Below are 24,796 nucleotides of genomic sequence, written 5' to 3' on the forward strand. Positions count from 1 at the left end.
CGGCCGGGTGACGGACTTGATGATCAATACCGGGGCGTTGTGAGCCGCGGAACCGGGTGAGCTACCCTCTGCGAGCTTCGGTCGCAGAACGAGCCGCACAGTGCATCTGAAAATAGAGACTTCGCTCACTGTTCTCGCCGGGCACAAACAGGGGCCCTGGAACGTTGACCAGCGGCACGGGCTTGAGAGAGACCTCTTCTCCCAGGCCCGGACCCAGACTATCGAAGCTGATCGCAGGGGTGAGGGACAAATGGCTACCGACTACGACGCTCCGCGCCGCAGCGAGGCCGACGAGCTGGCCGAAGACTCGTTGGAGGAGCTCAAGGCTCGTCGCAACGAGAATCAGTCCGGCGTCGTCGACGTCGACGAGGACGCGAGCGCTGAGAACTTCGAACTTCCCGGTGCGGACCTTTCCGGGATCTCCGGTGAGGACATGACCGTCAAGGTCGTGCCCAAGCAGGCTGACGAGTTCACCTGCTCCGTGTGTTTCCTGGTCCACCACCGCAGCCGCCTGGCCGAAGAGGCCAACGGACGGCTGATCTGTCGCGACTGCGCGTGAGCCTGAGCCTGACCGGCTGACGGCGGGACCACCACAGGAGCATCAGGGGTTGTTTCAGGAGACGGGTCGGGCACCGCGAGGTGCCCGCCCCGTCTTTTTTCACGCCTGACGCAGCAGCTCGGCCACCCGCTCGGGCTTGCGGGTGCTGAACAGCCAGTAGGGCGTCGGGTCGTCCGGGTCGGTCAGCCGCGCGCGCACCACGGGGCCCACCCAGCCGCGGTGGGCGACGAAGGCGGCCGGGTCGGCGTCGCGGCCGAGCGCCTTGCGCTTGTGCTCGCGGTCGAAGATCTCGACCTCGCCGATGAACTCGAGCGGGATGTGCGCCTCGCCGACCAGCAGCTCGGTGTCGGTGATCCGCACCCGCGCCTTGCCCAGCGCCAGGATGATGGCCACCACCAGCGCCTCCACCACGACGTAGGGCAGCCAGCCGCGCAGGCCCGGGTAACCCAGGTCGATGGTCGCGCCCATCAGCGCGCCGCCGATCAGCGGCAGCGGCCAGTTCCACCAGGGCACGTACAGCCGTTCCGAATACCTGATCGTGCCTTGAACGGCCGCGCTCACACTCTTCGCCACAAGCTCAGGGTAATCTCGCCCGTCGTGTCCAGCGTTCAGGTACTGCTCTCCCGCGTCGATCCCGATGTGCCACTGCCCGCCTACGCGCGTCCCGGCGACGCGGGCGCCGATCTGGTGACGACGTCCGACGTCGTGCTCGACCCCGGCGAACGCGTGGTGGTCGGCACCGGCATCGCCATCGCGCTGCCCGAGGGCTACGCGGGTTTCGTGCACCCGCGCTCCGGCCTCGCGGCCCGCGCCGGGCTCTCGGTGGTCAACACGCCGGGCACCATCGACTCCGGCTACCGCGGCGAGATCCGCGTCTGCCTGATCAACCACGACCCGCGCGAGCCGCTCAAGCTCACCCGCGGCGACCGCATCGCCCAGCTGGTCGTCCAGCGTGTCGAACACGCGGTGTTCGTCGAGGTGGCCGAGCTCGGCGAGAGTGAACGCGGCGCGGGCGGTTACGGATCCACCGGCGGGCACGCCACACTGTCCGCAGCCAGTACTGGGGAAGGAACGGAGAACAACTAGTGGGGATTTTCGGACGCAAGCGGCGGACTGAGGAAAAGTCCACCGGCAGGCACGCCGCGCCCGAGGTCGACGAGACGGAGGACGACGGCGACGCGGCCGAAGACATCGCCGCCGAGCTCTCCAACGCGCCCGACGGGCCGTTCGACATCGCCGACGCCCGCGAAGACGACGTGCCGCGCATCGACCTCGGCTCGGTGAAGGTGCCCGTGCCCGACGGCTCGCAGGTGCAGGTCGAGATGGACCCGCAGGCGGGCGGCGTGCGCGCGGTGCACGTGGTCACCGAGCACGGCCAGGTCACCGTCAGCGCCTACGCCGCGCCGAAGTCGGGCGGGCTGTGGCGTGAGGTCAGCAACGAGCTGACCGAGCAGCTGCGCGCGGACGGCGCGAAGGTCAACATCGGCGTCGGCGAGTGGGGGATGGAGATCTCGGCCATCGTCGGCGACGTGGCGCTGCGCTTCGTCGGCGTCGACGGGCCGCGCTGGATGCTGCGCGGCGTGATCGCCGGGCCGCAGTCGCTGGCCCCGATGGCGCCCGGGGTGCTGCGCGAGATCGTGAAGGGCACCATCGTCGACCGCGGCGACGCGCCGATGCCGGTGCGCACCCCGCTGACGATCACGCTGCCGGACGCGGTCGCCGAGCACATCGCCGCCCAGCAGGCCCAGCAGTAGTCACTCCACGCGACCAGGGGTCGTGAGTGGTACGGCCGGTTAGAACCGGTCATACCACTCACGACCCCTGATCGTTAGGGTCGGGGAATGCCGGATTTCGCTGAGTTGCTGGTCTTCCTGGGGACGGCGGCGATCTTCGCGATCACGCCGGGGCCGGGGATCCTGTACGTGCTGGCGCGGAGTTTGCGTGGTGGGCGCGGCGAGGGGATCCGCTCGGTCATCGGGAACGGGATCGGGGCGTCCGTGCACGTGGTCGCCGCGGCGCTGGGGCTTTCCGCGCTGCTCGCGACGTCGGCCGTGGCGTTCGCGGTCGTCAAATACGCGGGCGCGGCCTATCTGGTGTTCCTCGGGCTGCAGGCGATTTTTCAACGGCATGACGACGGCGGTGAAAACGGCGCCGCCCGGCAGTGGGCCAGGTCGCCGTTGCTCCAGGGCGTGCTCACCGAGTTGCTGAATCCGAAGACAGCGCTGTATTTCATGGCATTGTTGCCGCATTTCGTGCATCCGGAGCGCGCGCCGGCGCCGCTGGTGTTCATCGTGCTGGGCCTGATCGCGCTGGCGCTCGCCATGCTCGCGGACCTGCTGGTCGCGGTCTTCGCGGGGAAACTTTCGTCGCGCTTGCTGGGCAACGCCCGCTGGCGGGTGCGTCAGCGCGTGGCGAGCGGAGCGACGATGGTCGGTTTAGGCGGTTTCGTCGCTTTGGCGGATTGAGCGCAGCAACGCCAGCACGGTCGCCCGGCCCAGTGACTCCCGGTCTTCGCCCAACGCCGTGAGCGTCGTCTCGACGACGGCCGCGCGGGGCAGCGCGCCCGCCCAGTCGTACGCGACTTTCGTAGGGTGTATCGGATCGTCGACACACGTGGCGATGCCCGCCGGAACGTCCACTTTGGCCAGATCGGCCAGTGTCGGCGCCGGGTACCCGGCCGCGGCGCGCAGGCCGCCGGCGAGCGCGTCGCCGTGCCCGCGCCAGGCCCGGGTGAGCTCGTCGGCCAGCCAGCGCGGGACGCCGTCGACGGACGCGGCCAAAGCGGGCTCCAGGCCGTTCGCGGCCACCAGATCGGCGGAGAGCTTCGCGGCCAGCGACGCGGGTGCCGATCCCGGTTCGCCGTTCCAGGCCGGGAGCGCGGCCATCAGCCCGGCGCAGCGGCTGTTCTCCCGCACGGCCCACGCGGCGGCGACGTGCGCGCCGAACGAAACGCCGCCGACCAGTATCGGCCCGTCCGCCCCGGCCGCGATCTCGTCGAGCGCCGCGAGGCTGCCGCGGACGAGATCGGCGCCGCGGGGTGGCGCGGGCGCGATCAGCCGCACACCGACCGCCGCGAGCGGTCCGGCGAAGACTTCGCGGATGAACGTTTCATCTGAGCCGGTGCCGGGTAGCAGCGCCGCGACCGATGTAGGCATAGCGGAGGTCACGTTGCGATCTTGGCGCAAACGCGTTTCGCTGGCGTGAACCACGGCTACGCTGGTTAAGCACGGGCCGGTCTTGTCGGGGGCCCCGGAGCACAGGAGTTGCGCATATGCCCGCCAAAGAAGGCGGCTACTTCAGCCGGCTGAAGCGGAAGCTGACGAGCGACGTCGACGAGCTCGACGCCGACGACCTTTCGGAAAAATCCGAGGTCGAGGGCGCGCAGCGCGCTTGTGACTGCAAGCAGGGGCAAGAGGTGACCGTGCTCGGCCGGTTGCGCAGTGTCGAACTGTGCCCGAGCGACGAAGCCGCGACACTCGAGGCCGAGCTGTTCGACGGGACACAGGGCGTGACGCTAATCTGGCTCGGCCGTCGCCGGATCCCCGGCATCGAGCCGGGTCGGACCATCAAGGTGCGTGGCCGGATGGCCGTGCGCGATGGCCAGAAGGTGCTCTACAACCCGTATTACGAGCTCCAAACAGCCCAGTGAGTTGACTAAGTAGCGTGAGCGAGAACTCCACCGAAGAAGAGACCAAGCCGCCGACACTGCTCGAGCAGATGGGCGGCGTGTCCGGCCTCATCTACTCCTCGGTGCCGGTGGTCGTGTTCGTGCTGGCCAACGCCTTCTTCGGGCTGATGCCCGGCATCTGGTGCGCGGTCGGCAGCGCGGTCGCCATCACGGTGCTGCGCATCGTGCGCAAGGAGCCACTGCAGCCGGCGATCTCCGGCTTCTTCGGGGTGGCGATCGCCGCGTTCATCGCCTACCGGACCGGGTCGGCCAAGGGCTTCTTCCTGTTCGGCATCTGGGCGAGCCTGGTCTACTGCGGGATCTTCGTGTTCTCGATCGTGATCCGCTGGCCGCTGGCCGGGGTCGTCTGGAACCTGCTCAACGGCACCGGCCACGCCTGGCGCAAGGACAAGCCGTCCCGCTTCGGCTACGACATCGCGACGCTCGCGATGGCCGCCGTGTTCGCCGCGCGGTTCGTGGTGCAGCGCTGGCTGTACAACGAGGACTACACCGGCTGGCTCGCCTTCGCGAAGCTCGCGATGGGCTACCCGCTCTACATCCTCGGCCTGCTGGTCGTGGTCTGGGCGGTCCGCCGCTCCGAAAAGCGCCTCAAGGCCCTCGAAGAGGAAAAGCCGGCCGAGCTCACGGACGCCGAGGTCGAAGCCCAGCTCCGCGAGAAGTACGCCCAGGCCCCTGAGTAGCCAGTCAAAGCCCGAAAGCCACTTTCGGCAGGTCTTATAGCCCGAAAGCCACTTTCGTCAGATCGCATCTGACGAAAGTGGCTTTCGGGCTTTTCCTAGTAGCCGAGGGCGGTGCGGATCTCGGGTTCGACGTCCGAGGTGGCCACGAAGAGGAGCTCGTCGCCGGGCTCCAGCGGGTCCTCGGGCTGGGGGACGATCACGCGGTCGCCGCGCAGGATCGTCACCAGCGCGGAGTCGCGCGGCAGGTTGAGCGCGCTCACCGGCTTGCCCGCCAGCGGGGTCTCCTCCGGCAGCGTCAGCTCGACCAGGTTGGCCTGGCTCTGGCGGAACGTCATCAGCCGCACCAGGTCGCCGACGCTCACAGCCTCCTCGACCATCGCCGCGAGCATGCGCGGGGTCGAGACGGCCACGTCGACACCCCAGGCGTCGTTGAACAGCCACTCGTTCGCCGGGTTGTTCACCCGCGCGACGACGCGCTTCACCGCGAACTCCGTCTTCGCCAGCAGCGAGACGACCAGGTTGACCTTGTCGTCGCCGGTCGCCGCGATGACGACGTCGCACAGCTGGATGCCGGACTCCTCGAGCGTCGACACCTCGCAGGCGTCGCCGAGCACCCAGTCGGCCTCCTCGACGATCTGCGGCTCGAACTGGTCGACCTCACGCTCGATCAGCATCACCTGGTGACGGCCGTCGATGAGCTCGGCGGCGATCGAGCGGCCAACGGCCCCCGCGCCCGCGATCGCGACCCGCATCAGCCCTCCTCTTCCGGTGCCCGCTGGGCGACGCTGGTGACATCACTGACGGTGCCGGACTTGGCGGCCACGTAGACCGTGTCGCCCTCCTGCAGCACGCTCTTCGAATTGGGGAGCACCGCGGTGCCGACGCGCATGATGAACGCGACCCGCGCGCCCGACTCCTGCTCCAGGTTGCGCACGCTGTGGCCGAACCAGCCCTCGTTCAGCGGGAGCTGCATGATCGCCACGTTGCCGGACGGGTCGCGCCACGCGGCGGCGACGCCGTCGGGCAGCAGCGTCCGCAGGAAGCGGTCGGTCGTCCACGGCACGGTCGCGACCGTCGGGATGCCCAGTCGCTCGTACACGGCGGCGCGCTTGTGGTCGTAGATCCGCGCGACGACGTGCTCGACACCGAAGGTCTCCCTGGCCACACGGGCCGAGATGATGTTCGAGTTGTCACCGCTGGACACGGCCGCGAAGGCGCCCGCGCGCTCGATGCCCGCTTCGATCAGCACGCCGCGGTCGAAGCCGACCCCGGTGATCTGCTGGCCGTGGAAGTCGCTGCCGAGACGACGGAAGGCCTGCTGGTTCTTGTCGATCACGGCCACCTCGTGGCCGAGCCGTTCCAGCGCCGCGGCCAGGGACGCGCCGACCCGGCCGCACCCCATGATCACCACGTGCACGCCACGTCCTCCTCCTGAAATCTCAGTTCACCCGTCCGCAGGTACCCGCGACACGACAGCGCCGAACCTACCGTGTTCCGTCCTACCGTTACGCTCTGGCGGTGTCGAAGTTTCCGACCGTTCTGAAGAGGCTCGTCCTCGGTCGCCCGTTCCGCAGTGACAGGCTCGCCCACACGCTGCTCCCCAAGCGCATCGCGCTGCCCATTTTCGCCTCCGACGCGCTGTCCAGCGTCGCGTACGCGCCCGAAGAGATCTTCCTGACGCTGAGCGTCGCCGGGCTGTCCGCGTACGCGTTCGCGCCGTGGATCGGCGTGGCGGTCGCGGTGGTCATGCTGGTGGTCGTCGCGTCGTACCGGCAGAACGTGCACGCCTACCCGAGCGGTGGCGGCGACTACGAGGTCGCCAACACCAACCTGGGCGGCAGATTCGGCCTGACGGTCGCCAGCGCGCTGCTCGTGGACTACGTGCTCACCGTCGCGGTGTCCACTTCGTCCGGTGTGGCGAACATCGGCTCGGCGGTTCCCTGGGTGGCCCAGAACAAGGTGCTGGCCGCGATCATCATCGTCGCCGTGCTGACCGCGCTGAACCTGCGCGGCGTCCGTGAGTCGGGCAAGGCCTTCGCGATTCCGACATACGGGTTCATCATCGGCATTTTCGGCATGGTCATCTGGGGCCTGTTCGAAGCCGCGACCGGCACCGAGCTGCGTGCCGAGAGCGCGGGTTTCGAGCTGCACGCCGAGGCGTCGCTGACCGGGTTCGCCTTCGTCTTCCTCATCCTGCGCACGTTCTCGTCCGGCGCCGCGGCGCTGACCGGTGTCGAGGCGATCAGCAACGGCGTGCCCGCGTTCCGCAAGCCGAAGTCGAAGAACGCGGCCACCACGCTGCTGCTGATGGGCGTGCTGGCGGTGACCATGCTGGTCGGCATCATCACGCTGGCGATCATCACCGACGTCAAGTTCGCCGAGCACCCGGAGACGCAGCTCTCGGGCACCCCGGCGGGCTACGAGCAGAAGACGATCGTCGCGCAGATCGCGCACGCGGTGTTCCCGTCGTTCCCGCCCGCGTTCTACTACATCTCCTTCTCCACCGGCATCATCCTGCTGCTGGCGGCGAACACGGCGTTCAACGGCTTCCCGGTGCTCGGCTCCATCCTGGCGCAGGACCGCTACCTCCCGCGTCAGCTGCACACGCGGGGCGACCGGCTGGCCTTCTCGAACGGCATCCTGTTCCTGGCCGCCTTCGCGCTCGTGCTGATCGTCGCCTTCGACGCCGAGGTCACCCGGCTGATCCAGCTCTACATCGTGGGTGTGTTCGTGTCGTTCACGGTCAGCCAGGCGGGCATGATCCGCCACTGGAATCGCTTGCTGGCCCAGGAGACCGATCCCGCCGTGCGGCGCCGGATGCGGCGCTCGCAGACGGTCAACGCGATCGGCCTGACGATGACCGGCACCGTGCTGGTGATCGTGCTGATCACGAAGTTCCTGCTCGGCGCCTGGATCGCGATCGCCGCCATGGTGGCGATCTACCTGCTGATGACCGCGATCCGCCGCCACTACGACCACGTGGCCGCCGAACTGCGGGAAATGGACCAGGAAGAGACCTCGGCCGTGGTGCTGCCCTCGCGCAACCACGCGATCGTGCTGGTGTCCAAGCTGCACCTGCCGACCATGCGCGCGCTGGCGTACGCGAAGGCGATGCGCCCGGACGTGCTCGAGGCCGTCACGGTCAACGTCGACGACGCCGACACCCGCAAGATGGTCAGCGACTGGGAGAAGCACAAGTTCAAGGTGCCGCTCAAGGTCATCGAGTCGCCGTACCGGGAGATCACCAAGCCGGTGCTCGACTACGTCAAGCGCATCCGCGGCGACAACCCGCGCAACGTGGTCACCGTGCTCATCCCCGAGTACGTGGTCGGTCACTGGTGGGAGCAGGTGCTGCACAACCAGAGCGCGCTGCGGCTCAAGGGCAGGCTGCTGTTCCAGCCGGGCGTCATGGTGACGAGCGTGCCGTGGCAGCTGCGGTCTTCGGAGAAGGCGCGCGACCGCGACCGCCGCGCCAGGCCGCTGGCGGGCGACGTCCGCCGCGGCTTCACGCCCGCTCCGGGCAAACCACCAGAGAAAGAAAGCCTTAAGTGACCAAAAAGGACTGGACCGGCCGCACACTCGAGCTCGAAGTGGGCGCGGTGGCACACGGCGGCCACTGTGTGTCCAGATCGGACAACCGGGTGGTCTTCGTCCGCCACGCGCTGCCAGGCGAGCTCGTGCTCGCCGAGGTCACCGAGGACAATGGCGGCTCGTTCTGCCGCGCCGACGCCGTCCAGGTGCTGCGCCCGGCCGGCGAGCGCGTCACGCCCCCGTGCCCGCTCGCGGCGCCCGGCGGGTGCGGCGGCTGCGACTGGCAGCACGCGTCGCCCAACTACCAGCTCGAACTGAAGTCGAAGGTGGTCGCGGAGCAGCTCCAGCGCCTCGCGGGCATCGAGCGCGAGGTCCGCGTCGAAGCGCTGCCCGGCGGTCCGCTGGGCTGGCGCAGCCGCGTCCGCCTGGTCGCGGGCCGCGACGGCCGCGCGGGCTTGCGCGCGCACCACAGCCACGACGTCATCGCGCTCGACGACTGCCCGATCTCGATCCCGGGCGCGCTCGACGACGCACTCGACCGGAAATGGCGCCCTGGCACGGAAATCGAGGTCACGCTCGACGGCTCGAGCCGTTCGCACCTGCGCGAACTCACCACGGTCAAAGGAAAGACCCGGGGCAGGCAGCTCATCGGCGGCACGGCGTTCCAGCACGCGGCCGGGCGCGACTGGCGGTTCGACGCGCACGGTTTCTGGCAGGTGCATCCCGACGCGGCGAACACCTTCGCGTCACTGGTCGGCGAATGGGCCGAGGCGCCGCGCGGCGGCCGCGCGTGGGATTTGTACGCCGGGGTGGGACTTTTCGCTTCGGTGCTGGCCGGGCAGGTCGGGCCGGACGGCGACGTGCTGGCGATCGAATCGGGGTACCAAGCCGTCGAGGACGGACGGGAGAACCTGGCCGATCTGCCGCAGGTGCGCTGGGAGTGCGGTCGCGTCGAGCGTCTGCTCGAGGCCGCCGAGAAGCCGGTCGACGTGGTCGTGCTCGACCCGCCGCGCAAGGGTGCCGGCAAGGCCGTCGTCGAGGCGATCGTGGCCGGGCAGCCGGACCGGATCGTCTACGTGGCCTGCGATCCCGCCGCGCTGGCGCGGGACGTGGCGACGTTCGCGGAGCACGGGTACGGCCTCACGGACCTGCGGGCGTTCGACGCCTTCCCGATGACGCACCACGTGGAGTGCGTGGCGCTGTTGTCGTGAGTGGTATGACCGGTTAGAACCGGCCATACCACTCACGACTCCCTAGCGCGTTTTGCGGGCGACGCCGCCGATCGCGGTCCGCACGGTCGGGTCCAGGTCGTCCGGGTGCCATTCGCCGACCGGCACCAGGCCGGGTTCGACCAGCTCGAAATCGCCGAAGAACGCCCGCACCTCCTCGGTGCTGCGCAGGACGCCCGGCGTGCTGGAGCGCTTGCTCACTTCCTTCAGGTCCGCGAGCTGGCTCTTCGTGTCGTTCTCGACCTCGGAGTCGGTCAGGTGCGAGATCACGTACAGCGACCCGGCAGGAAGCAGGTCGCGGTAGGCGCGGATCGCGTCGGCGACGCCCGTCGAGTCCGGGACGAAGTGCAGCACGGCCACCGTCAGCATGCCGATCGGCTTGTCCGGGTCGAGCACGCCGGTCTCGAAGGCCTCCTGCCACACCTGGCGGTGGTTGCAGAGGTCGGCGTGGATCACCGCGTGGCGGTCCGGGTCGCCTTCTTCTTCGAGCAGGATCCGCGCGTGCGCGACCGCCACCGGCTCGATGTCGACGTAGACGCACCGGCTGTCCGGGTCGAGCTCGTCGGCGATCTCGTGCACGTTGCCCATGGTCGGGATGCCGGACCCGAGGTCGAGGAACTGGGTGACCCCGTTCTCGATGCAGTACCGCACCGCCCGGCCCAGGAACGCGCGATTCGCCCGCGTCGCCTGGCGTAGCTCGGGATACGCCTTGAGCGCCATCTCGCCGTACTGCCGGTCGATGGCCCAGTTCGCCGTGCCGCCGAGCGCCCAGTCGTAGGCGCGCGCCGCGTTCGGCCGGTCGAGGTCGATGCCCGCCGGCTGGTGCTCGGATCTCATCCGTCTCCTCGGAAGTCGGTTCCGGGGATGATACGCCCGCATTCAGCCAGGCTTGAAAACGTTGCGCGCGCCGCGGCCGGTCGAGAAGACTGGTGGCTCACGTACTCACTGTGGGGGAGCAGATGAAGTCACCTGTCCTGAGCCGTCGTGCCCTCGTGATCGCGGCCGCCGCGCTCGCCGCACTCGCCGTGACACCCGCCGCGGGAGCCTCGCCCGCCGATCCGGCGCTCGCGAACCACTGGCCGCTGGACGAGACGCAGGGCGCCACGGCGGCCGACGTCGTGGCCGGGCGGCAGCTCGGCCTGCTCGGCGGAGCGTCGTTCACCGGCGGAGCGCTGAACTTCGACGGTGTCGGCGGCCAGGCGCTCGGCGACCACGTCGACATCGCCACGGACCAGAGTTTCTCGGTCTCCGCGTGGGTGCGGCTCTCGGCGAAGAACTTCGGTGAGGTCACCGCTGTCAGCGTGGACGGCGACCGGACCAGCAAGTTCCGGCTCGGGCACATCGTGGACGATGACAACAACCAGTTCGGCGCGTGGTCGTTCCAGGGACCGGAATCCGACACGGACAACGCCCAGGTGACCAAGGTCGCCGTGACCATCTTCCCGACGGAGGTCGGCCAGTGGGCGCATCTGGTGGGCGTGTACGACGCCGCGGCGCAGCGGGTTCGCATCTACCTCGACGGCACCCTGAGTGGTGAAGGCACGCTCACCACACCGTGGAACGCCGGCGGCGGCCTGCGTATCGGCGCGGCCAAGACGGCGGGGCAGGCGGACAAGTTCTGGCCTGGTGACGTCGACGATGTCCGCCTCTACCAAGGCGCGCTCACCCACACTCAGGTTTCCGAGCTGTACCGGGCGTACCACCCGGCGTAGGGCTCGTGAGTGGTATGGCCGGTTAGAACCGGCCATACCACTCACGACCGGCTAGGCGTCGGCCTTGAGGAGGTCGGCGCACTTCTCGCCGATGGCCATGGTCGTGATGCACGGGTTGACCGCGACCAGGAACGGCATCGCCGAGCCGTCCGCGACCCGCAGGCCGTCGACGCCGCGGACCCGCAGCCGGGCGTCCAGCACCGCCATCGGGTCGTCGTCGCCGCCCATCTTCGCCGTGCACGACGGGTGGTAGACCGTGTTGTGCGTCTTGCGCAGGTAGTCGGCGATCTCGTCGTCGGACTGGGCGTCCGGGCCCGGCGCGAGTTCGGCGCCCGCCCATTCCGCCAGCGCGGGCTGCGAGGCGATCTTGCGGGCGAGGCGGATGCCGTAGGTCATCACGCGCATGTCGTGCGGGTCGCTGAAGTACCGCGGATCCACCCGGGGCTTGTCGCGATAATCCCTGCTGCGCAAGCGAACCGTGCCCGTCGAGCGGCTGCGCGTGACGTTCGGGGTCAGGCAGAAGCCGTTCTCCGTCGTGGGGTAACCGTGGCGCAGCGTGTTCATGTCGAACGGCACGGAGCCGTAGTGGAACATCAGGTCAGGGCGGTCGAGGCCGTCCTCGGTCGTGGTGAAGATCCCGATTTCCCACCACTGCGTGGATTCGGTGACCATGGGCCGCTTGGCGTCCCACTGGATCACGCCCTCGGGGTGATCCTGGAGGTTCGAGCCGACGCCGGGGGAGTCGACCAGCACGTCGACGCCGACCTCGCGCAGATGCTCGGCCGGGCCGATGCCGGAGAGCATCAGCAGCTTGGGCGTGTCGATCGCGCCCGAGCTCAGGATCACCTCGCGCCGCGCGCGCAGCGGGACGCCGTGGATCAGGTCGTCGGCCAGGTACTCGGCGCCGGTGCAGCGCTTGCCGTCGAAGGTCAGCCGCCGGACGCGGGCGCCGGTGCGGACGTCGAGGTTGGGCCGGTCCAGCACCGGGTGCAGGTACGAGACCGAGGCCGACGAGCGCGTGCCGTCCTCGCGGGCGTTGATCTGGAACCAGTTCGCGCCGTGGGTGACCGTCGTGCCCGAGTTGAACTCGACCTGGGGGATACCCGCCTGCGCGCAGGCTTCGAGCAGTGCGACGCCGGTCGGGTCGTGCGGTTTGACCGAGCGGATGGTCACCGGGCCGGAGCGGCCGTGGTGCTCGCCTGGCCCGTCGTTGGTCTCAAGACGCTTGTACAGCGGGAAAACGTCGGCGGCGGACCAGCCGGGCAGGCCGAGAGAGGCCCACTCGTCCAAGTCCTCGGCCGGTGCCCAGAAGGCGATGCACGAGTTGTGCGACGAGCAGCCGCCGAGCACGCGGGCCCTGGCGTGGCGCAGGAAGGAGTTGCCGGATTCCTGAGGCTCGACAAGGTAATCCCAGTCGTAGCCCGACTCCAGCAGCGCCATCCACTTGGTGAGTGAGAGCACCGCGTCATCGTCCACATCGGACGGCCCGGCCTCCAGCAGGCAGACCGTGACCGACGGGTCCTCGGTCAGTCTGGCCGCGACCACCGAGCCCGCCGTGCCGCCGCCGACCACGATGTAGTCGTACTCGTCAGTCACCCAGAACCTCCTCGATCGCCGCGTGGTCGGCCAGCACCCCGGTCTTGTGCCGCAGCACGAACCAGTAGTAGCCGAACCCGACCAGTCCCACGATGCCGACGAACAGCACCGCGCCCCATTCCAGATACCAGTGATACGGCGGCGTCGCGTTGTAGACGTCGCGCCGGGGCCAGGCCAGGTTCACCACGACCGCGCCGCCCCACAGCACGCCCAGGATGTTGACCGGCAGGCCGAACTTGCCGAGAGAGAAGTACTTCTGGCCGGGCTGCTCGGGCGGCGGCCACTGCCCGCGCAGCCGTTTGAGCAGCATCGGCACCGTCACCAGCAGGTACGCCAGGTAGATCATGATGATGCCGATACTGGTGATCACCGTGAAGATCTGCGGCTGGTTGATGTTGACCACCAGGATCAGCAGCGCGAGCACGCCGGTGATCACCGCGGGCACCACCGGCGTCTTGGTCTTCGGCGAGACCCGCGCGAGCTTCGACCCGGCGGGCAGGTTGTTGTCGCGGGCCATCGCGAACATCATCCGGATCGCCGCCGACTGCACCGCCAGGTTGCACACGGTGATGGCGATGACCACCGCGATCAGGAAGATCTTGCCGACCGTGCTGCCCAGCACGTCCAGCACGATGAACTGCAGCCCGCCCGTGTCGATCTGCGGGTTGTTGATGTCGCCCACGGCCATCAGCGCGAACAGCAGGATGAGCCCGCCGATGACGAACGACGCGATCAGCGCCCGCATGATCGCCTTGGGCGCGTTCTTGCGCGGGTCGTGCGACTCCTCGCCGAGCGAACTCGCGGTGTCGAAGCCGTACATGACATACGTGGAAGCCAGCGACGCCACCAAGAACGCGCCGAAGTAGCCCCACGGCTGACCGGCGCCCTTGTCGTGCGTCTCCATCACCACCGACGGCCCGCGCGTGATGTTCACCGCCAGCGCGATGATCAGCAGCACCGCGGCGATCAGCTCGATGAACACGCCGACACTGTTGAGCGTCGCCATCAGCTTGACGCCCCAGGCGTTCACCAGTGTGGTGAACAGGATCAGCACGCCGCCGAGGATCACCGCGTTGACCGCGGGGTCCTCGGCGAACTGGAAGAACGACGCGATCTGCGGCAGCGTGATCTGGTAGGCCAGCGCTACCGCCGCGATGGTCACGATCGACGCGGTGAGCATCATCCAGCCCGCCAGCCACGCCACGTGCGGGTTGCCGAGTTTCTTCGACCAGTTGTAGATCGAACCGGCCACCGGGTAGTGCGCGGCCAGTTCGGCGAAGGACAACGCGACCATCAGCTGGCCGGCGAACACGAGCGGCCACGACCACCAATAAGCCGGGCCACCGAAGGAAAAACCGAAATAGAAGAGCTGGAACGTGCCGGTCAGGATCGAGATATAGCTGATGCCGGCGGCGAAAGTGTGGAAGTTGCCTAGCGTCCGTTCTAGTTCCTGCTTGTATCCGAACCCTGCGAGACCGTCGTCAGCCGACATAACGCGTCCTTTCGCTAGGCGGGCTCCCCGGAAAACCACCGCTGCGGAGCGGGCTTGAGGTTCTGGTAGATGTGCTTGATCTCCTGGTACTCGCCGAGTCCGGTCGGGCCGAGCTCACGCCCGGTACCGGACTGCTTGAAGCCGCCCCATTCCGCCTGCGGCAGATACGGGTGATAGTCGTTGATCCACACGGTGCCGTGCCGGAGCCTGCCCGCGACGCGTTGCGCACGCGAGGCGTCGTTGGTGAAGATGCCGCCCGCGAGCCCGTAGTGCGTGTCGTTGGCGAGGCGGACGGCCTCGTCCTCGTCGGCGAAGGTCTCGATGGTCAGCACCGGGCCGAACGACTCCTCGGTGACGGCGAACCCGCCCGGTTTGACGTTGTCCAGCACGGTCGGCAGGTAGTAATAGCCATCCTGGAGCGCCGGATCGTCCGGCCGCTTGCCGCCGGTGAGCAGCTTCGCGCCCTCCTCGATCGCTTTGGCCACATAGGTTTCGACCTTGTCGCGGTGCGCGGCCGAGATGAGCGGGCCGGTCTCCGCGCGCTCGTCGAACGGGCCGCCGAGCCGGATCAGCTCGGCGCGGCGCACGACTTCGGCGACGAACTCGTCATGCCACTCCTCGGCGAGGATCAGCCGCGCGCCCGCCGAGCAGACCTGGCCGGAGTGCAGGAAGACCGCGGTGAGCGCGTAGTCGACCGCGGTGTCGAAATCCGCGTCGGCGAACACCACGTTGGGGTTCTTGCCGCCGAGTTCCAGCGCGACCTTCTTGACGGTCGCGGCCGCCGAGGCGGCGATGATCCTGCCGGTCGCCAGCCCGCCGGTGAACGACACCAGATCGACGTCCGGATGCTCGGACAGCGGCGCGCCCGCCTGCGGCCCGGCGCCGAGCACGAGGTTGGCAACGCCGTCGGGGAGCCCGGCCTCTTGCAGCAGCTTCATGAACATGATCGCCGTGTGCGGGGTCAATTCACTGGGCTTGAGAACGAAGGTGTTCCCGGCCGCCAGCGCCGGTGCAATCTTCCACACTGTCTGCAGCAGCGGGTAATTCCATGGGGTGATGAGGCCGCAGACGCCGACCGGCTCGTGCACGATCCGGCTGAACGAGTCCGCGCTGCCCGTGTCCACGATCCGCCCGGCGTCCTGGCCGGCGAGCTTGCCGAAGTAGCGGAGACAGGCCGCGATATCGGCCATGTCGTATTCGCTTTCGACGAGCCGCTTGCCCGTATCGAGTGACTCGGCGCGCGCGAAACCGGCAGAGTCGCGATCGAGCAGATCGGCGACCTTGAGCAGGAGGTTCCCCCGTTCGGCGGCGGAGGTCGACGGCCATGGGCCGGTGTCGTAGGCCACTCTGGCGGCGGTGATGGCCGCCACGGTGTCCTCGGGCACCGCCTCCGCGACCGTCGCGACCAGGGAGTTGTCCGCTGGACAGCGGATCTCCCTGGTGCCGCCTGCCACCGAGTCGACCCAGCGGCCGCCAATGAAGAAATCCGCCATCAAGCCACTCCAAGGGCTCATCCGTCTACGCCGAAGGTGTGATTATCGCGGTCACGGTCGAACACCGCCACTCGTCGATAGACTGTGCGGACTAACAGGCGAGAGGTGGGGTGTGACGATGCTGGAGTCCGTCAACGGACCGGCTGACTTGAAGCGGATGGATCACGAGCAGCTCGGCGGGCTGGCCGCGGAGATCCGTGACTTCCTCGTCGAGAAGGTCCGCCTCGCGGGCGGGCACCTCGGCCCGAACCTCGGTGTCGTCGAACTGACCCTGGCGCTGCACCGGGTGTTCGACTCGCCGCGCGACGCGATCGTGTGGGACGTCGGCCACCAGTCCTACGTGCACAAGATCGTCACCGGGCGGCAGGCCGGGTTCGACAAGCTGCGGCAGGTCGGCGGGGTCACCGGCTACCCGGCGCGCGACGAGAGCGAGCACGACCTCGTCGAGAACAGCCACGCCTCGACCGCGCTGTCGTACGTGGACGGTCTCGCGAAGGCGTTCAAGCTCGCGGGTGAGCGACGCCACGCGATCGCCGTCGTCGGTGACGGCGCGCTCACCGGCGGTATGTGCTGGGAGGCGCTGAACAACATCGCCGCCGACCGCTCGCGCCCGGTCATCATCGTCGTCAACGACAACGGCCGTTCCTACTCGCCGACCATCGGCGGCTTCGCGGAGAACCTCGCGTCGCTGCGGCTCAAGCCCGGCTACGAACGCTTCCTCGACCTGGGCCGCGCGATGCTGCAGCGCGTCCCGGTGGTCGGCAAGCCGATCTACGCGGCGCTGCACGCCGCCAAGGCCGGTCTCAAGGACGCAGTGCTGCACCAGCCGATGTTCTCCGACCTCGGCATCAAGTACGTCGGCCCGGTCGACGGGCACGACCTGGTCGCGCTGGAGAAGGCCTTCCAGCACGCCAAGAGCTTCGGCGGCACGGTCATCGTGCACGTCGCCACGGAGAAGGGGCACGGCTACGAGCCCGCCGTCTCCGACGAGCACGACCAGATGCACCAGACCGACGCGATCGACCCCGAGACCGGCCTGCCCCCGGTCAAGGGCCCGAGCTGGACCGGCGTGTTCGCCGACGAGATGGTCAAGATCGGCCACGACCGCGACGACGTGGTGGCCATCACCGCGGCCATGCTCCGCTCGACCGGCCTGCACAAGTTCGCCGAGGCCTTCCCCGACCGCTGGTACGACGTCGGCATCGCCGAGCAGCACGCGGTCACCTCGGCCGCCGGGCTCGCGATGGGCGGGCTGCACCCGGTCGTCGCGATCTACTCGACGTTCCTCAACCGCGCGTTCGACCAGCTCCTGATGGACGTCGCGCTGCACAAGCAGCCGGTGACGCTGATCCTCGACCGCGCGGGCATCACCGGCCCCGACGGCAAGAGCCACCACGGCATGTGGGACCTGTCGCTGCTCGGCATGGTCCCCGGCATGCACGTCGCCGCGCCCCGCGATGCCCTTACCCTGCGCGAAGAACTGCGCGAGGCGGTGTCCATTTCGGACGGTCCGAGCGCGCTGCGCTTCTCGCGCGGCGGCGTGGTCGACTCGGTGCCGGCACTCGAGCGCGTCGGCGTCGTCGACGTGCTGCGCCGCCCGGCCGCGTCGGCCGAGGCCGACGTCCTGCTGGTCGCGGTCGGCGCGTTCGCGAAGCTGGGTCTCGCCGCGGCGGACCGCCTGGCCGATCAGGGCATCGGCGTGACGGTCGTCGACCCGCGCTGGGTACTGCCGGTGCCGGGCGAGCTGGTCGCGCTGGCGTCGCAGCACAAGCTCGTGGTGACCGTGGAGGACAGCGGCCGCCACGGCGGCTTCGGCTCGGCGCTCTCGGCGGTCTTCCGCGACGCGGAGTGCGACGTGCCGCTGCGCGATCTCGCGGTGCCGCAGGAGTTCCACGAGCACGCCTCGCGCGACGAGGTCCTCACCCGCCTGGGCCTGACGGCGCAGGACGTCGCGCGCCGCGTGACCGAGTGGACGGCCAACCTCGCGCCCGCCAAGACCGCCGAGGCCGAGCAGCAGGTGGCCTCCCAGGAGTAAAGGCTCGTGAGCGTTGCGGCCGGGTCTAACGGACCGGTAACTGGCTACCTACCACGCGAGTCTCGGCACGAGTGGAAGGTTTGCTCCGTTAGATGCAGAAATTCTTCCACTCGCTCGAGCTCGTCCACCCTGGGCACGTGACAAGGGCCGCCCTTGCAACGCTCTGGGTGACAAGGGCCGCCCTTGTCACCCAGACCGGGCCCGGCGTGTGGGAACGGAGCGTTGAACGCCTCGTTTCCCACACGCCACCACACATAAGTCACTTTCGTTCCGCTGAGCGTGACACAAGCCCCGCCCGTGCACGCCAGCCAAGGCGACGTCACGGGCAGGTCGTCGAATACCGGTTCGCTCTAACCGCCCGCAACGCTCACGACCCCCAGCAGTGGGTCAGCAGCTGTAGCGCTGGTAGACCTCGCGTGCCGAGTTGAAATAGAGCTTGTCGTAGGTGAAGGGGCGGCCCCAGTCGTAGCGCGGGCCGCCGTCGTCCATGCGCGGGCTGTCGAACGTGGGGAAGTCGTGCGGTTTCGGCGGCTCGGGCACGAAGAACTCGCCCGCTCCCGCACCCGCCACGATCTGGAACCGCGTGTGCCAGATGTCGCCGCTGTGCGTGCTGTCGGTCCAGGTCCTGGCACTCCAGTACCCCGTGCCGTCGGAGTAGAAGGTCAGTGTCCCGTTGGTCTGGTGGCAGTCGCCGACCCGGAGCTCGCCCCAGGTGAATCGCTGATAGGCGAGATCCTGGGTGACCATGCCCGAGGTGACGGTCGGCTGGGTCGAGGCCTCGGCGGCGGTGCTCAGTAGCGTGCCCGCCGCGGCGAGCACGGCGACGAAGACGGTGCGCACACGGTTTCGGATCATGGAATACCAGACCAGAGCCGCCCGAGCGGCCACAACGGACGATCGGGCGGCCCTAAGGGTGTGGTCTCGGCTGGTCGGCACGAACGGGGCTTGTGTCACTCTCAGCGGAACAAAAGTGACTTCTGTGTGGTGGTGTGCGGGAAACGAGGCGTTCAACGCTCCGTTTCCCACACACCGGGCCCCGGCCTGGGTGACAAGGGCGGCCCTTGTCACCCAGAGCGTTGCAAGGGCGCCCCTTGTCACGTGCCAAGGGTGAACGAGCCCGAGCGAGTGGGAGGATTTCTGCATCTAACGGAGCAAAACTCCCACTCGCGCCGAGACTCGGGGCGGTAGGCAGGCGAGTACCGGTCCGCTAGAACCGGCCGCAACACTCACGACTCATTACCCGAGATTCGTCATCACGTGCTTGATGCGCGTGTATTCGTTGAACGCGTAGCCGGACAAGTCCTTGCCGTGCCCCGAGTGCCCGAAGCCGCCGTGCGGCATCTCCGAGACCAGCGGGCCGTGCGTGTTGATCCAGACGCAGCCGAAGTCCAGCTCGCCGGAGACCCGGACCGCGCGCGAGTGGTCGTTCGTCCAGATCGACGACGCCAGCCCGTACGGGACACCGTTGGCCAGCGCGACGGCCTCCTCCTCGGAGCCGAACTTCTGCACCGTGATGACCGGGCCGAAGATCTCCTCCTGGACGATCTCGTCGTCCTGCGCCAGCCCCGAGATCACCGTGGGGGCGTAGTAGAACCCGTCCGTCCCGTGCTGGGCTCCGCCCGTGTGCACCTGCGCGTGGCTCGGCACGCGGGCGACGAGCCCGCGCACGCGGTCGAACTGCGGGGCGCTGTTGAGCGGGCCGTAGTCCTCGCCGGGGGTCTGGGCGGCGGCGGTCTTGGTCAGCTCGGCGACGAACTCGTCGTGGATCGACTCGTGCACCAGCACGCGGCTGCCCGCCGTGCAGTCCTGGCCCGCGTTGTAGAACGCCGCGCCGACGATGCCCTCGGCGGCCGAAGCCACGTCGACGTCGTCGAAGACCAGGAGCGGCGCGTTGCCGCCGAGTTCCAGGTGCGTGCGCTTGAGGTCGGCCGCCGCCACCGTCGCGACGTCGATGCCGGCGCGGGTGGAGCCGGTGATCGACACGAGTTCGGTGATCGGGTGCTTGACCAGCGCGCGGCCGGTGTCGCGGTCGCCGCAGAGCACGTTGAACGCGCCTTGCGGCAGGAACTCCGACGCCACCTTGGCCAGCAGGACCGCGGTGCTGGGTGTCGTCTCGGCGGGCTTCAGCACGACGGTGTTGCCCGCGGCCAAAGCGGGCGCGATCTTCCAGACGCCCATCATCAGCGGGTAGTTCCACGGCGCGATCTGCGCGCAGACGCCGATCGGCTCACGGCGGATGACCGAGGACAGGCCCGGCGAGTACTCACCGGCGGCCGTGCCTTCGAGGTGTCGCGCCGCGCCCGCGAAGAACCGCAACGCGCTTACGCACTCAGGGATTTCCTCGTCGAGGACGACCTGGCGGATCTTGCCGGTCTCGCGGACTTCGGCGTCCGCGAACTCCTCGGCGCGGGCCTCCAGCGCGTCGGCGATCTTCAACAGCGCGAGCTGACGCTGGGCCGGGGTGCTCTTGCGCCACACCTTGAACGCGCGCTCGGCCGCTTCCAGCGCGGCGTCCACATCGGACTGCTCCGAGAGGACGCTGGCGCTGAACACCGTGCCGGTCGCGGGGTCCACCAGCTCCAGTGTGCGGTCGCCCGCTGCCGGGACTTCCTTGCCGTCCACGAAGTTCAGAACAGTCATCACTTCTCCAGATGGGTCGCGGCGAACATCTTCAGCAGCGCGGGGAGCACGACGATGCTCGGGCCTGGCGTGCGCAGCGCCTTGCCGAGATCGGTGCCGATGTTGTCCAAACTGGACAGTGTGGCCGAAACGCCGAACGAGTGGGCCAGTGCCACGAAGTCGGGCCGGGACAGCTCGGTCGCGGTCGACTGGCCGAACGCGCCGGTCAGGTACTCGCGCAGGATGCCGTAGCCGCCGTCGTCGACGATCAGCCAGGTCACGTCCAGCTCGTGCTGCACGGCCGTCGCGAGCTCGGCGATGCCGTACATCGCGCCGCCGTCGCCGGACACCGCCAGCACCGGGCCACCGGTGGCGACCGCGCCACCGAGCGCGCCGGGCAGGCCGTAGCCGAGCCCGCCCGCGCCCTGCGAGGTGTGGATCGGCGCGTTGTCGGAGTTCCAGGCCGACCAGGCCCAGTAGGCCGCGATCGTCATGTCCCAGAAGGTCTGCGTGCCCTCGGGGACGGCCGCGCGGATGTCCTCGATGAGCTTGCGCTCGACCTCGACCGGCTGACTGTCCAATCGGGACTGGACCTTGGCCAGCACCTCGGCGACCGCGGCTTCGGCGCGGCCGTCCGACTCCCGCATCGGCACCCACTCGAGCAGTGCCTCGAGCGTCAGCTTGACGTCGGCGTGGATGCCCAGCGCCGCGTAGTTCGATTCCAGCTTCCCGAGATCGGCCTCGACCTGGATCATCGTGCCGCGCGGCGCGAACTCGCGGTAGTTGCTGCTCAGCTCGCCGAGCCCGGAACCCAGCACCAGCAGCACATCCGCGTTCTGCAGGTACTCGGTGCTGTGCCAGTCCTCCATCCACGACTGCGCGGACAGCGGGTGCTCCCAGCCGAAGACGCCCTTGGCGCCGAAGGTCGAGAACACCGGCGCGCGCAAGGCCTCCGACAGCGCTTTCAGCTCCGCGTGCGCGCCGGAGCGTGCCGCGCCGCCACCGGCCAGGATGACCGGATTCGACGCCGCGCCAAGGAGTTTCGCCGCCTCGGCGACGAGCTCGGGCAGCGGGGCGAGCGGCGCGGGCGACGCGGTCACCGAGGTGATCGGCGGCAGCGTCGTCGGCGCCAGCAGCACGTCCTGCGGGATTTCGACCCACACCGGGCCGAACGGCACGGTCGCCGCCGACTCCCAGGCCTCGCGCAGCGCGGTCGGGATCTGGCTGACCGTGCGGACCACGTGCACCGACTTCACGATGTCGCGGAAGCTGGCCTGCTGATCGGTCAGCTCGTGCAGGTAGCCGTGCCGCCCGCCGCCGAGCCCCGCCACCGGGATCTGGCTGGAGATGCCGAGCAGCGGCACCGAAGCCGCCACCGACTCCTGCAGCGACGCCAGCGTCAGCAGCGCGCCGGGGCCGGTCGACACGATCATCGGCGTGACCGGCGCGGGCCCGCCGGGGTTCGCGGCCATCAGCGCGCGGGCGTGCCCGTCGGCGGCGAAGGCCAGGTTGTTCTCGACCCGCGAGCTGATCACCCGCAGGTCGGGCGCACGGCGCAGCGCTTCGAACAGGCCGAGCGCGTGCTGGCCTGGCAGGCCGAACACGGTCTCGGCGCCGAGCGCGCGCAAGGTCTCGACGACGACATCGCCGCCGATGCGTTCCTGATCAGACATTCACTTCCCCAAGCTCAGCAGGCTCACCAGGTCGTACGCCACGTGAGACGCCGCGATCGCGGTGATCTCGGCATGATCGTAAGCGGGCGCCAGCTCGACGACGTCGCCGCCGATGAGGTTCAGGTCGCGCAGCCCGCGCAGGATCTCCAGCAGCTCGCGGCTGGTCATGCCGCCCGCCTCCGGGGTGCCGGTGCCGGGCGCGTGCGCCGGGTCGAGCACGTCGATGTCGATCGAGATGTAGAGCGGGCGGTCGCCGATGCGCTGGCGCAGCGCGTCGACCGTCTCGTCGATCCCGCGCTTGAGCACGTCGCCCGAGGTGACGATGCCGAAGCCGAGACGGCGGTCCTCTTCGAGGTCGCGCTTGCCGTAGAGCGGGCCGCGCGTGCCGACGTGCGAGAGCGCCTCGGTGTCGAGGATGCCTTCCTCGGAGGCCCGCCGGAACGGGGTGCCGTGCGTGTACGGCGCGCCGAAGTAGGTGTCCCAGGTGTCGAGGTGCGCGTCGAAGTGCAGCATCGCGACCGGCCCGTGCAGCTTGGCGGCGGCCCGCAGCAGCGGCAGCGCGATCGTGTGGTCACCGCCGATGGTGACCAGCCTGGTGCCGTCGGCGGTCATCCGCTCGGCGGTGTCCTGGATGGTCTCGATCGCCTCGCCGATGTTGAACGGGTTGACCGCGATGTCGCCCGCGTCCACCACCTGCTTCTCGGCGAACGGCGAGACGTCCAGCCCGGGGTGGTACGGCCGGAGCAGGCGGCTCGCCTCGCGCACCGCGGCGGGGCCGAAGCGCGCGCCGGGCCGGTACGACACACCCGAGTCGAACGGGATCCCGACCACGGCCACATCCGCGCGCTCGACCTCGTCGATGCGGGGCAGCCGGGCGAAGGTGGCGAAGCCGGCGAACCGGGGCACCTTCGACGAGTCAACGGGGCCGATCGGGGTCTGGTCGGTCACTTCGCGAGCTCCTGCTTCTGGTTGACGGGTTCTTCTTCGCGGGCCGCGTCGCCGTTCAGGCGGCGGGTCCACACACTCAGGATGGCCTCCGGCGTGCGCGGCGTCAGCAGGCTGACGGCGACATAAGTCACCAGGCTCGCACCGAGACCCCAGTAGATGGGGCTGTTGGCGTCGACGCCGTCGATGAACATGAACGCGATCACCGCCACGGTTCCGGCGACCATCGAGACCAGCGCGCCCTCGCGGGTGCCGCGCTTCCAGAACAGCGCGCCGACGATCGCGACCAGCAGCCCGCCGACCAGGATGTCGTAGGCGATGGTCAGCGCGTCGATCACGCTGGTCACCACCATGGCGATGCCGATCGCGACGAGGCCGAGCACCAGCGTGGTGATGCGGTTCTTGTGGACGTCGTCATCGCCTCCGGCGGACTTGCCGCGGAGCTTGGCGAGCAGGTCGGAGGTGCTCACGGTCGAGCAGGCGATCAGCGCGCCGCTGGCGGTCGACATCATCGCGGACAGCGCGGCGGCCAGCACCAGGCCGCGCACGCCGGTCGGCAGCAGGTCCTCGACGATCGTCGCGAACGCTTCGTCCTTGCTGGCGAGACTGGGGTAGAGCGACTTCGCCGCGGTGCCGATCAGCGCGCCGGAGACGGCGTAGACCAGGCAGTACACGCCAGAGATGAGGCCGCCGCCGGTGGCGATCTTCGGGGTGCGAGCGGTGAACACGCGTTGCCAGATGTCCTGGCCGATCAGCAGGCCGAAGCCGTAGACGAGCAGCAGCGTGACGATCGTTTCGCCGCCGATCGCGGTGAACTCGAAGTAGCTCGCGTCGAGGCGGTCGCGCATGCCGTCGAAGCCGCCCGCCTTGGTCAGCGCAACCGGCAGCAGGATGAACAGGATGCCGATCGTCTTGATCACGAACTGCGCGATGTCGGTCAGCGTGATCGACCACATGCCGCCGAGCACCGAGTAGAGCACCACGATCCCGCCGCCGATGCCGATGCCGACCGCGGACGGCACGTCGAACATCACCTTGACCACGGTCGAGAACGCCAGCGTCGAGGTGACGGTCAGCATGAGCGTGTACGCCCACATGACCACGCCGGAGATGGTGCTGGTCGAGCCGCCGTAACGCAGGTCGAGCATCTCGCCGACGGTGTAGACGCGCAGTTTCACCAGCCGCCGCGCGAACACGGCGTGCAGCACGATGATGCCGATGCCGATCGAGAGCACCAGCCAGGCGCCGGAGATGCCGAACTTGTAGCCGAGCCCGATCCCGCCGATGGTCGACGCGCCGCCGAGCACGACGGCCGACATGGTGCCGGAGTACATGAACCAGCCGAGCCTGCGGCCCGCGACGAGGTAGTCGGACTTGGTCTTGGCGAGCTTGAGGCCCCACCAGCCGATCCCGATCATGCCTGCCACGTAGAGCGCGATCACCGCGTAGTCACCGGCCACGGTGTTCTCCTCACTGCTCGGTCCTGCTTGTTCGGGCCACCGTAGGGTCGGCGTCACCCTGATCGACATGGGACATTTCATCCC

23 protein-coding genes are annotated in these 24,796 nt (G+C 69.0%); 10 read left to right on the forward strand and 13 right to left on the reverse strand.

From position 1 onward, the window contains the following. The first annotated feature begins 250 nt into the window (after positions 1-250). Positions 251-559 (forward strand): DUF4193 domain-containing protein, encoded by a 309-nt coding sequence (locus BLV57_RS23720; RefSeq protein ID WP_091292250.1) that lies wholly within the window; start codon positions 251-253, stop codon positions 557-559. Positions 560-658: 99 nt separating this feature from the next. Here the strand turns inward: BLV57_RS23720 and BLV57_RS23725 are convergent, their stop codons facing one another. Then, on the reverse strand, positions 659-1,132 hold the full coding sequence (locus tag BLV57_RS23725; RefSeq protein ID WP_245757485.1) for a DUF3093 domain-containing protein: 474 nt from the start codon (positions 1,130-1,132) through the stop codon (positions 659-661). 24 nt (positions 1,133-1,156) lie between these two features. Here BLV57_RS23725 and dut point away from each other — a divergent pair, with 24 nt between their 5' ends. The 3 genes from dut (at position 1,157) to BLV57_RS23740 (ending at position 3,024) form a co-directional block, all read left to right on the forward strand. After that, positions 1,157-1,645 carry a dUTP diphosphatase gene (gene dut / locus BLV57_RS23730; RefSeq protein ID WP_091292252.1) on the forward strand — a complete coding sequence of 163 codons (489 nt, stop codon included), beginning with the start codon at positions 1,157-1,159 and terminating at the stop codon, positions 1,643-1,645. Next, positions 1,645-2,313, forward strand: a complete 669-nt coding sequence (locus BLV57_RS23735) for a DUF3710 domain-containing protein (RefSeq protein ID WP_091292254.1) — start codon at positions 1,645-1,647, stop codon at positions 2,311-2,313. The genes dut and BLV57_RS23735 overlap by 1 nt, the downstream gene beginning before the upstream one ends. A gap of 87 nt (positions 2,314-2,400) precedes the next feature. Continuing rightward, complete coding sequence (locus BLV57_RS23740; RefSeq protein WP_091292256.1) at positions 2,401-3,024, forward strand: LysE family translocator; 624 nt, start codon at positions 2,401-2,403, stop codon at positions 3,022-3,024. On the opposite strand, the gene BLV57_RS23745 is transcribed toward BLV57_RS23740, so the two are convergent. Continuing rightward, the gene (locus BLV57_RS23745) at positions 2,995-3,714 is read right to left on the reverse strand and encodes an alpha/beta fold hydrolase (RefSeq protein ID WP_091292257.1); all 720 of its coding nucleotides are present in this window, start codon (positions 3,712-3,714) and stop codon (positions 2,995-2,997) included. The genes BLV57_RS23740 and BLV57_RS23745 overlap by 30 nt on opposite strands. A gap of 116 nt (positions 3,715-3,830) precedes the next feature. On the opposite strand from BLV57_RS23745, the gene BLV57_RS23750 reads away from it, so the two are divergent. Both BLV57_RS23750 and BLV57_RS23755 read left to right on the forward strand, forming a co-directional pair. Further along, positions 3,831-4,208 carry an OB-fold nucleic acid binding domain-containing protein gene (locus tag BLV57_RS23750; protein WP_091292259.1) on the forward strand — a complete coding sequence of 126 codons (378 nt, stop codon included), beginning with the start codon at positions 3,831-3,833 and terminating at the stop codon, positions 4,206-4,208. A 68-nt stretch (positions 4,209-4,276) separates the two neighbouring features. Next, positions 4,277-4,927, forward strand: coding sequence for a DUF3159 domain-containing protein (locus tag BLV57_RS23755; protein ID WP_091293157.1), 651 nt, complete (start codon positions 4,277-4,279; stop codon positions 4,925-4,927). Between the two features lie 95 nt (positions 4,928-5,022). On the opposite strand, the gene BLV57_RS23760 is transcribed toward BLV57_RS23755, so the two are convergent. Next, positions 5,023-5,679 carry a potassium channel family protein gene (locus BLV57_RS23760; protein ID WP_091292261.1) on the reverse strand — a complete coding sequence of 219 codons (657 nt, stop codon included), beginning with the start codon at positions 5,677-5,679 and terminating at the stop codon, positions 5,023-5,025. Next, entirely contained in the window at positions 5,679-6,344 is a 666-nt protein-coding gene (locus tag BLV57_RS23765; RefSeq protein WP_091292263.1) for a potassium channel family protein, read from the reverse strand. The genes BLV57_RS23760 and BLV57_RS23765 overlap by 1 nt, the downstream gene beginning before the upstream one ends. Positions 6,345-6,445: 101 nt before the next feature. Between BLV57_RS23765 and BLV57_RS23770 the strand changes: the two genes are divergently transcribed. Together BLV57_RS23770 and BLV57_RS23775 are read left to right on the forward strand one after the other, a co-directional pair. Next, positions 6,446-8,479 (forward strand): APC family permease, encoded by a 2,034-nt coding sequence (locus BLV57_RS23770; protein WP_091292265.1) that lies wholly within the window; start codon positions 6,446-6,448, stop codon positions 8,477-8,479. Next, the gene (locus BLV57_RS23775; RefSeq protein ID WP_091292267.1) at positions 8,476-9,669 is read left to right on the forward strand and encodes a class I SAM-dependent RNA methyltransferase; all 1,194 of its coding nucleotides are present in this window, start codon (positions 8,476-8,478) and stop codon (positions 9,667-9,669) included. Before BLV57_RS23770 ends, BLV57_RS23775 begins: the two co-directional genes overlap by 4 nt. Positions 9,670-9,711: 42 nt before the next feature. Here the strand turns inward: BLV57_RS23775 and BLV57_RS23780 are convergent, their stop codons facing one another. Further along, complete coding sequence (locus BLV57_RS23780; RefSeq protein ID WP_091292269.1) at positions 9,712-10,524, reverse strand: SAM-dependent methyltransferase; 813 nt, start codon at positions 10,522-10,524, stop codon at positions 9,712-9,714. Positions 10,525-10,646: 122 nt separating this feature from the next. On the opposite strand from BLV57_RS23780, the gene BLV57_RS23785 reads away from it, so the two are divergent. Next, entirely contained in the window at positions 10,647-11,399 is a 753-nt protein-coding gene (locus tag BLV57_RS23785; protein ID WP_091292271.1) for a LamG domain-containing protein, read from the forward strand. 51 nt (positions 11,400-11,450) lie between these two features. On the opposite strand, the gene BLV57_RS23790 is transcribed toward BLV57_RS23785, so the two are convergent. The 3 genes from BLV57_RS23790 to BLV57_RS23800 are packed head-to-tail and all read right to left on the reverse strand — an operon-like array spanning position 11,451 to position 15,980. Then, a complete protein-coding gene (locus tag BLV57_RS23790) occupies positions 11,451-12,995 on the reverse strand; it encodes a GMC family oxidoreductase (protein WP_091292273.1) in 1,545 nt (514 codons plus the stop codon). Beyond that, positions 12,988-14,487, reverse strand: coding sequence for an APC family permease (locus BLV57_RS23795; protein ID WP_091292276.1), 1,500 nt, complete (start codon positions 14,485-14,487; stop codon positions 12,988-12,990). The genes BLV57_RS23790 and BLV57_RS23795 overlap by 8 nt, the downstream gene beginning before the upstream one ends. A 14-nt stretch (positions 14,488-14,501) precedes the next feature. Then, positions 14,502-15,980: an aldehyde dehydrogenase family protein gene (locus BLV57_RS23800; protein ID WP_091292277.1), complete on the reverse strand. Its 1,479-nt coding sequence runs from the start codon at positions 15,978-15,980 to the stop codon at positions 14,502-14,504. A gap of 112 nt (positions 15,981-16,092) precedes the next feature. Between BLV57_RS23800 and dxs the strand changes: the two genes are divergently transcribed. Next, positions 16,093-18,015, forward strand: coding sequence for a 1-deoxy-D-xylulose-5-phosphate synthase (gene dxs / locus BLV57_RS23805; protein WP_091292279.1), 1,923 nt, complete (start codon positions 16,093-16,095; stop codon positions 18,013-18,015). Between the two features lie 387 nt (positions 18,016-18,402). Here dxs and BLV57_RS23810 read toward each other — a convergent pair whose 3' ends face one another. From BLV57_RS23810 to BLV57_RS23830, 5 genes are all read right to left on the reverse strand, one after another. Continuing rightward, positions 18,403-18,870, reverse strand: coding sequence for a DUF6294 family protein (locus tag BLV57_RS23810; protein WP_091292280.1), 468 nt, complete (start codon positions 18,868-18,870; stop codon positions 18,403-18,405). A gap of 381 nt (positions 18,871-19,251) precedes the next feature. Further along, positions 19,252-20,658 (reverse strand): aminobutyraldehyde dehydrogenase, encoded by a 1,407-nt coding sequence (locus BLV57_RS23815; protein ID WP_218134869.1) that lies wholly within the window; start codon positions 20,656-20,658, stop codon positions 19,252-19,254. Further along, the gene (locus BLV57_RS23820; protein ID WP_091292283.1) at positions 20,655-22,307 is read right to left on the reverse strand and encodes a thiamine pyrophosphate-binding protein; all 1,653 of its coding nucleotides are present in this window, start codon (positions 22,305-22,307) and stop codon (positions 20,655-20,657) included. Before BLV57_RS23820 ends, BLV57_RS23815 begins: the two co-directional genes overlap by 4 nt. Beyond that, a complete protein-coding gene (speB, locus tag BLV57_RS23825) occupies positions 22,308-23,255 on the reverse strand; it encodes an agmatinase (protein WP_176968778.1) in 948 nt (315 codons plus the stop codon). Continuing rightward, complete coding sequence (locus tag BLV57_RS23830) at positions 23,252-24,712, reverse strand: sodium:solute symporter family protein (RefSeq protein WP_091292285.1); 1,461 nt, start codon at positions 24,710-24,712, stop codon at positions 23,252-23,254. Before BLV57_RS23830 ends, speB begins: the two co-directional genes overlap by 4 nt. Positions 24,713-24,796: the final 84 nt, after the last annotated feature.

The sequence above is a fragment of the Amycolatopsis xylanica genome (assembly GCF_900107045.1).
Classification (GTDB): domain Bacteria; phylum Actinomycetota; class Actinomycetes; order Mycobacteriales; family Pseudonocardiaceae; genus Amycolatopsis; species Amycolatopsis xylanica.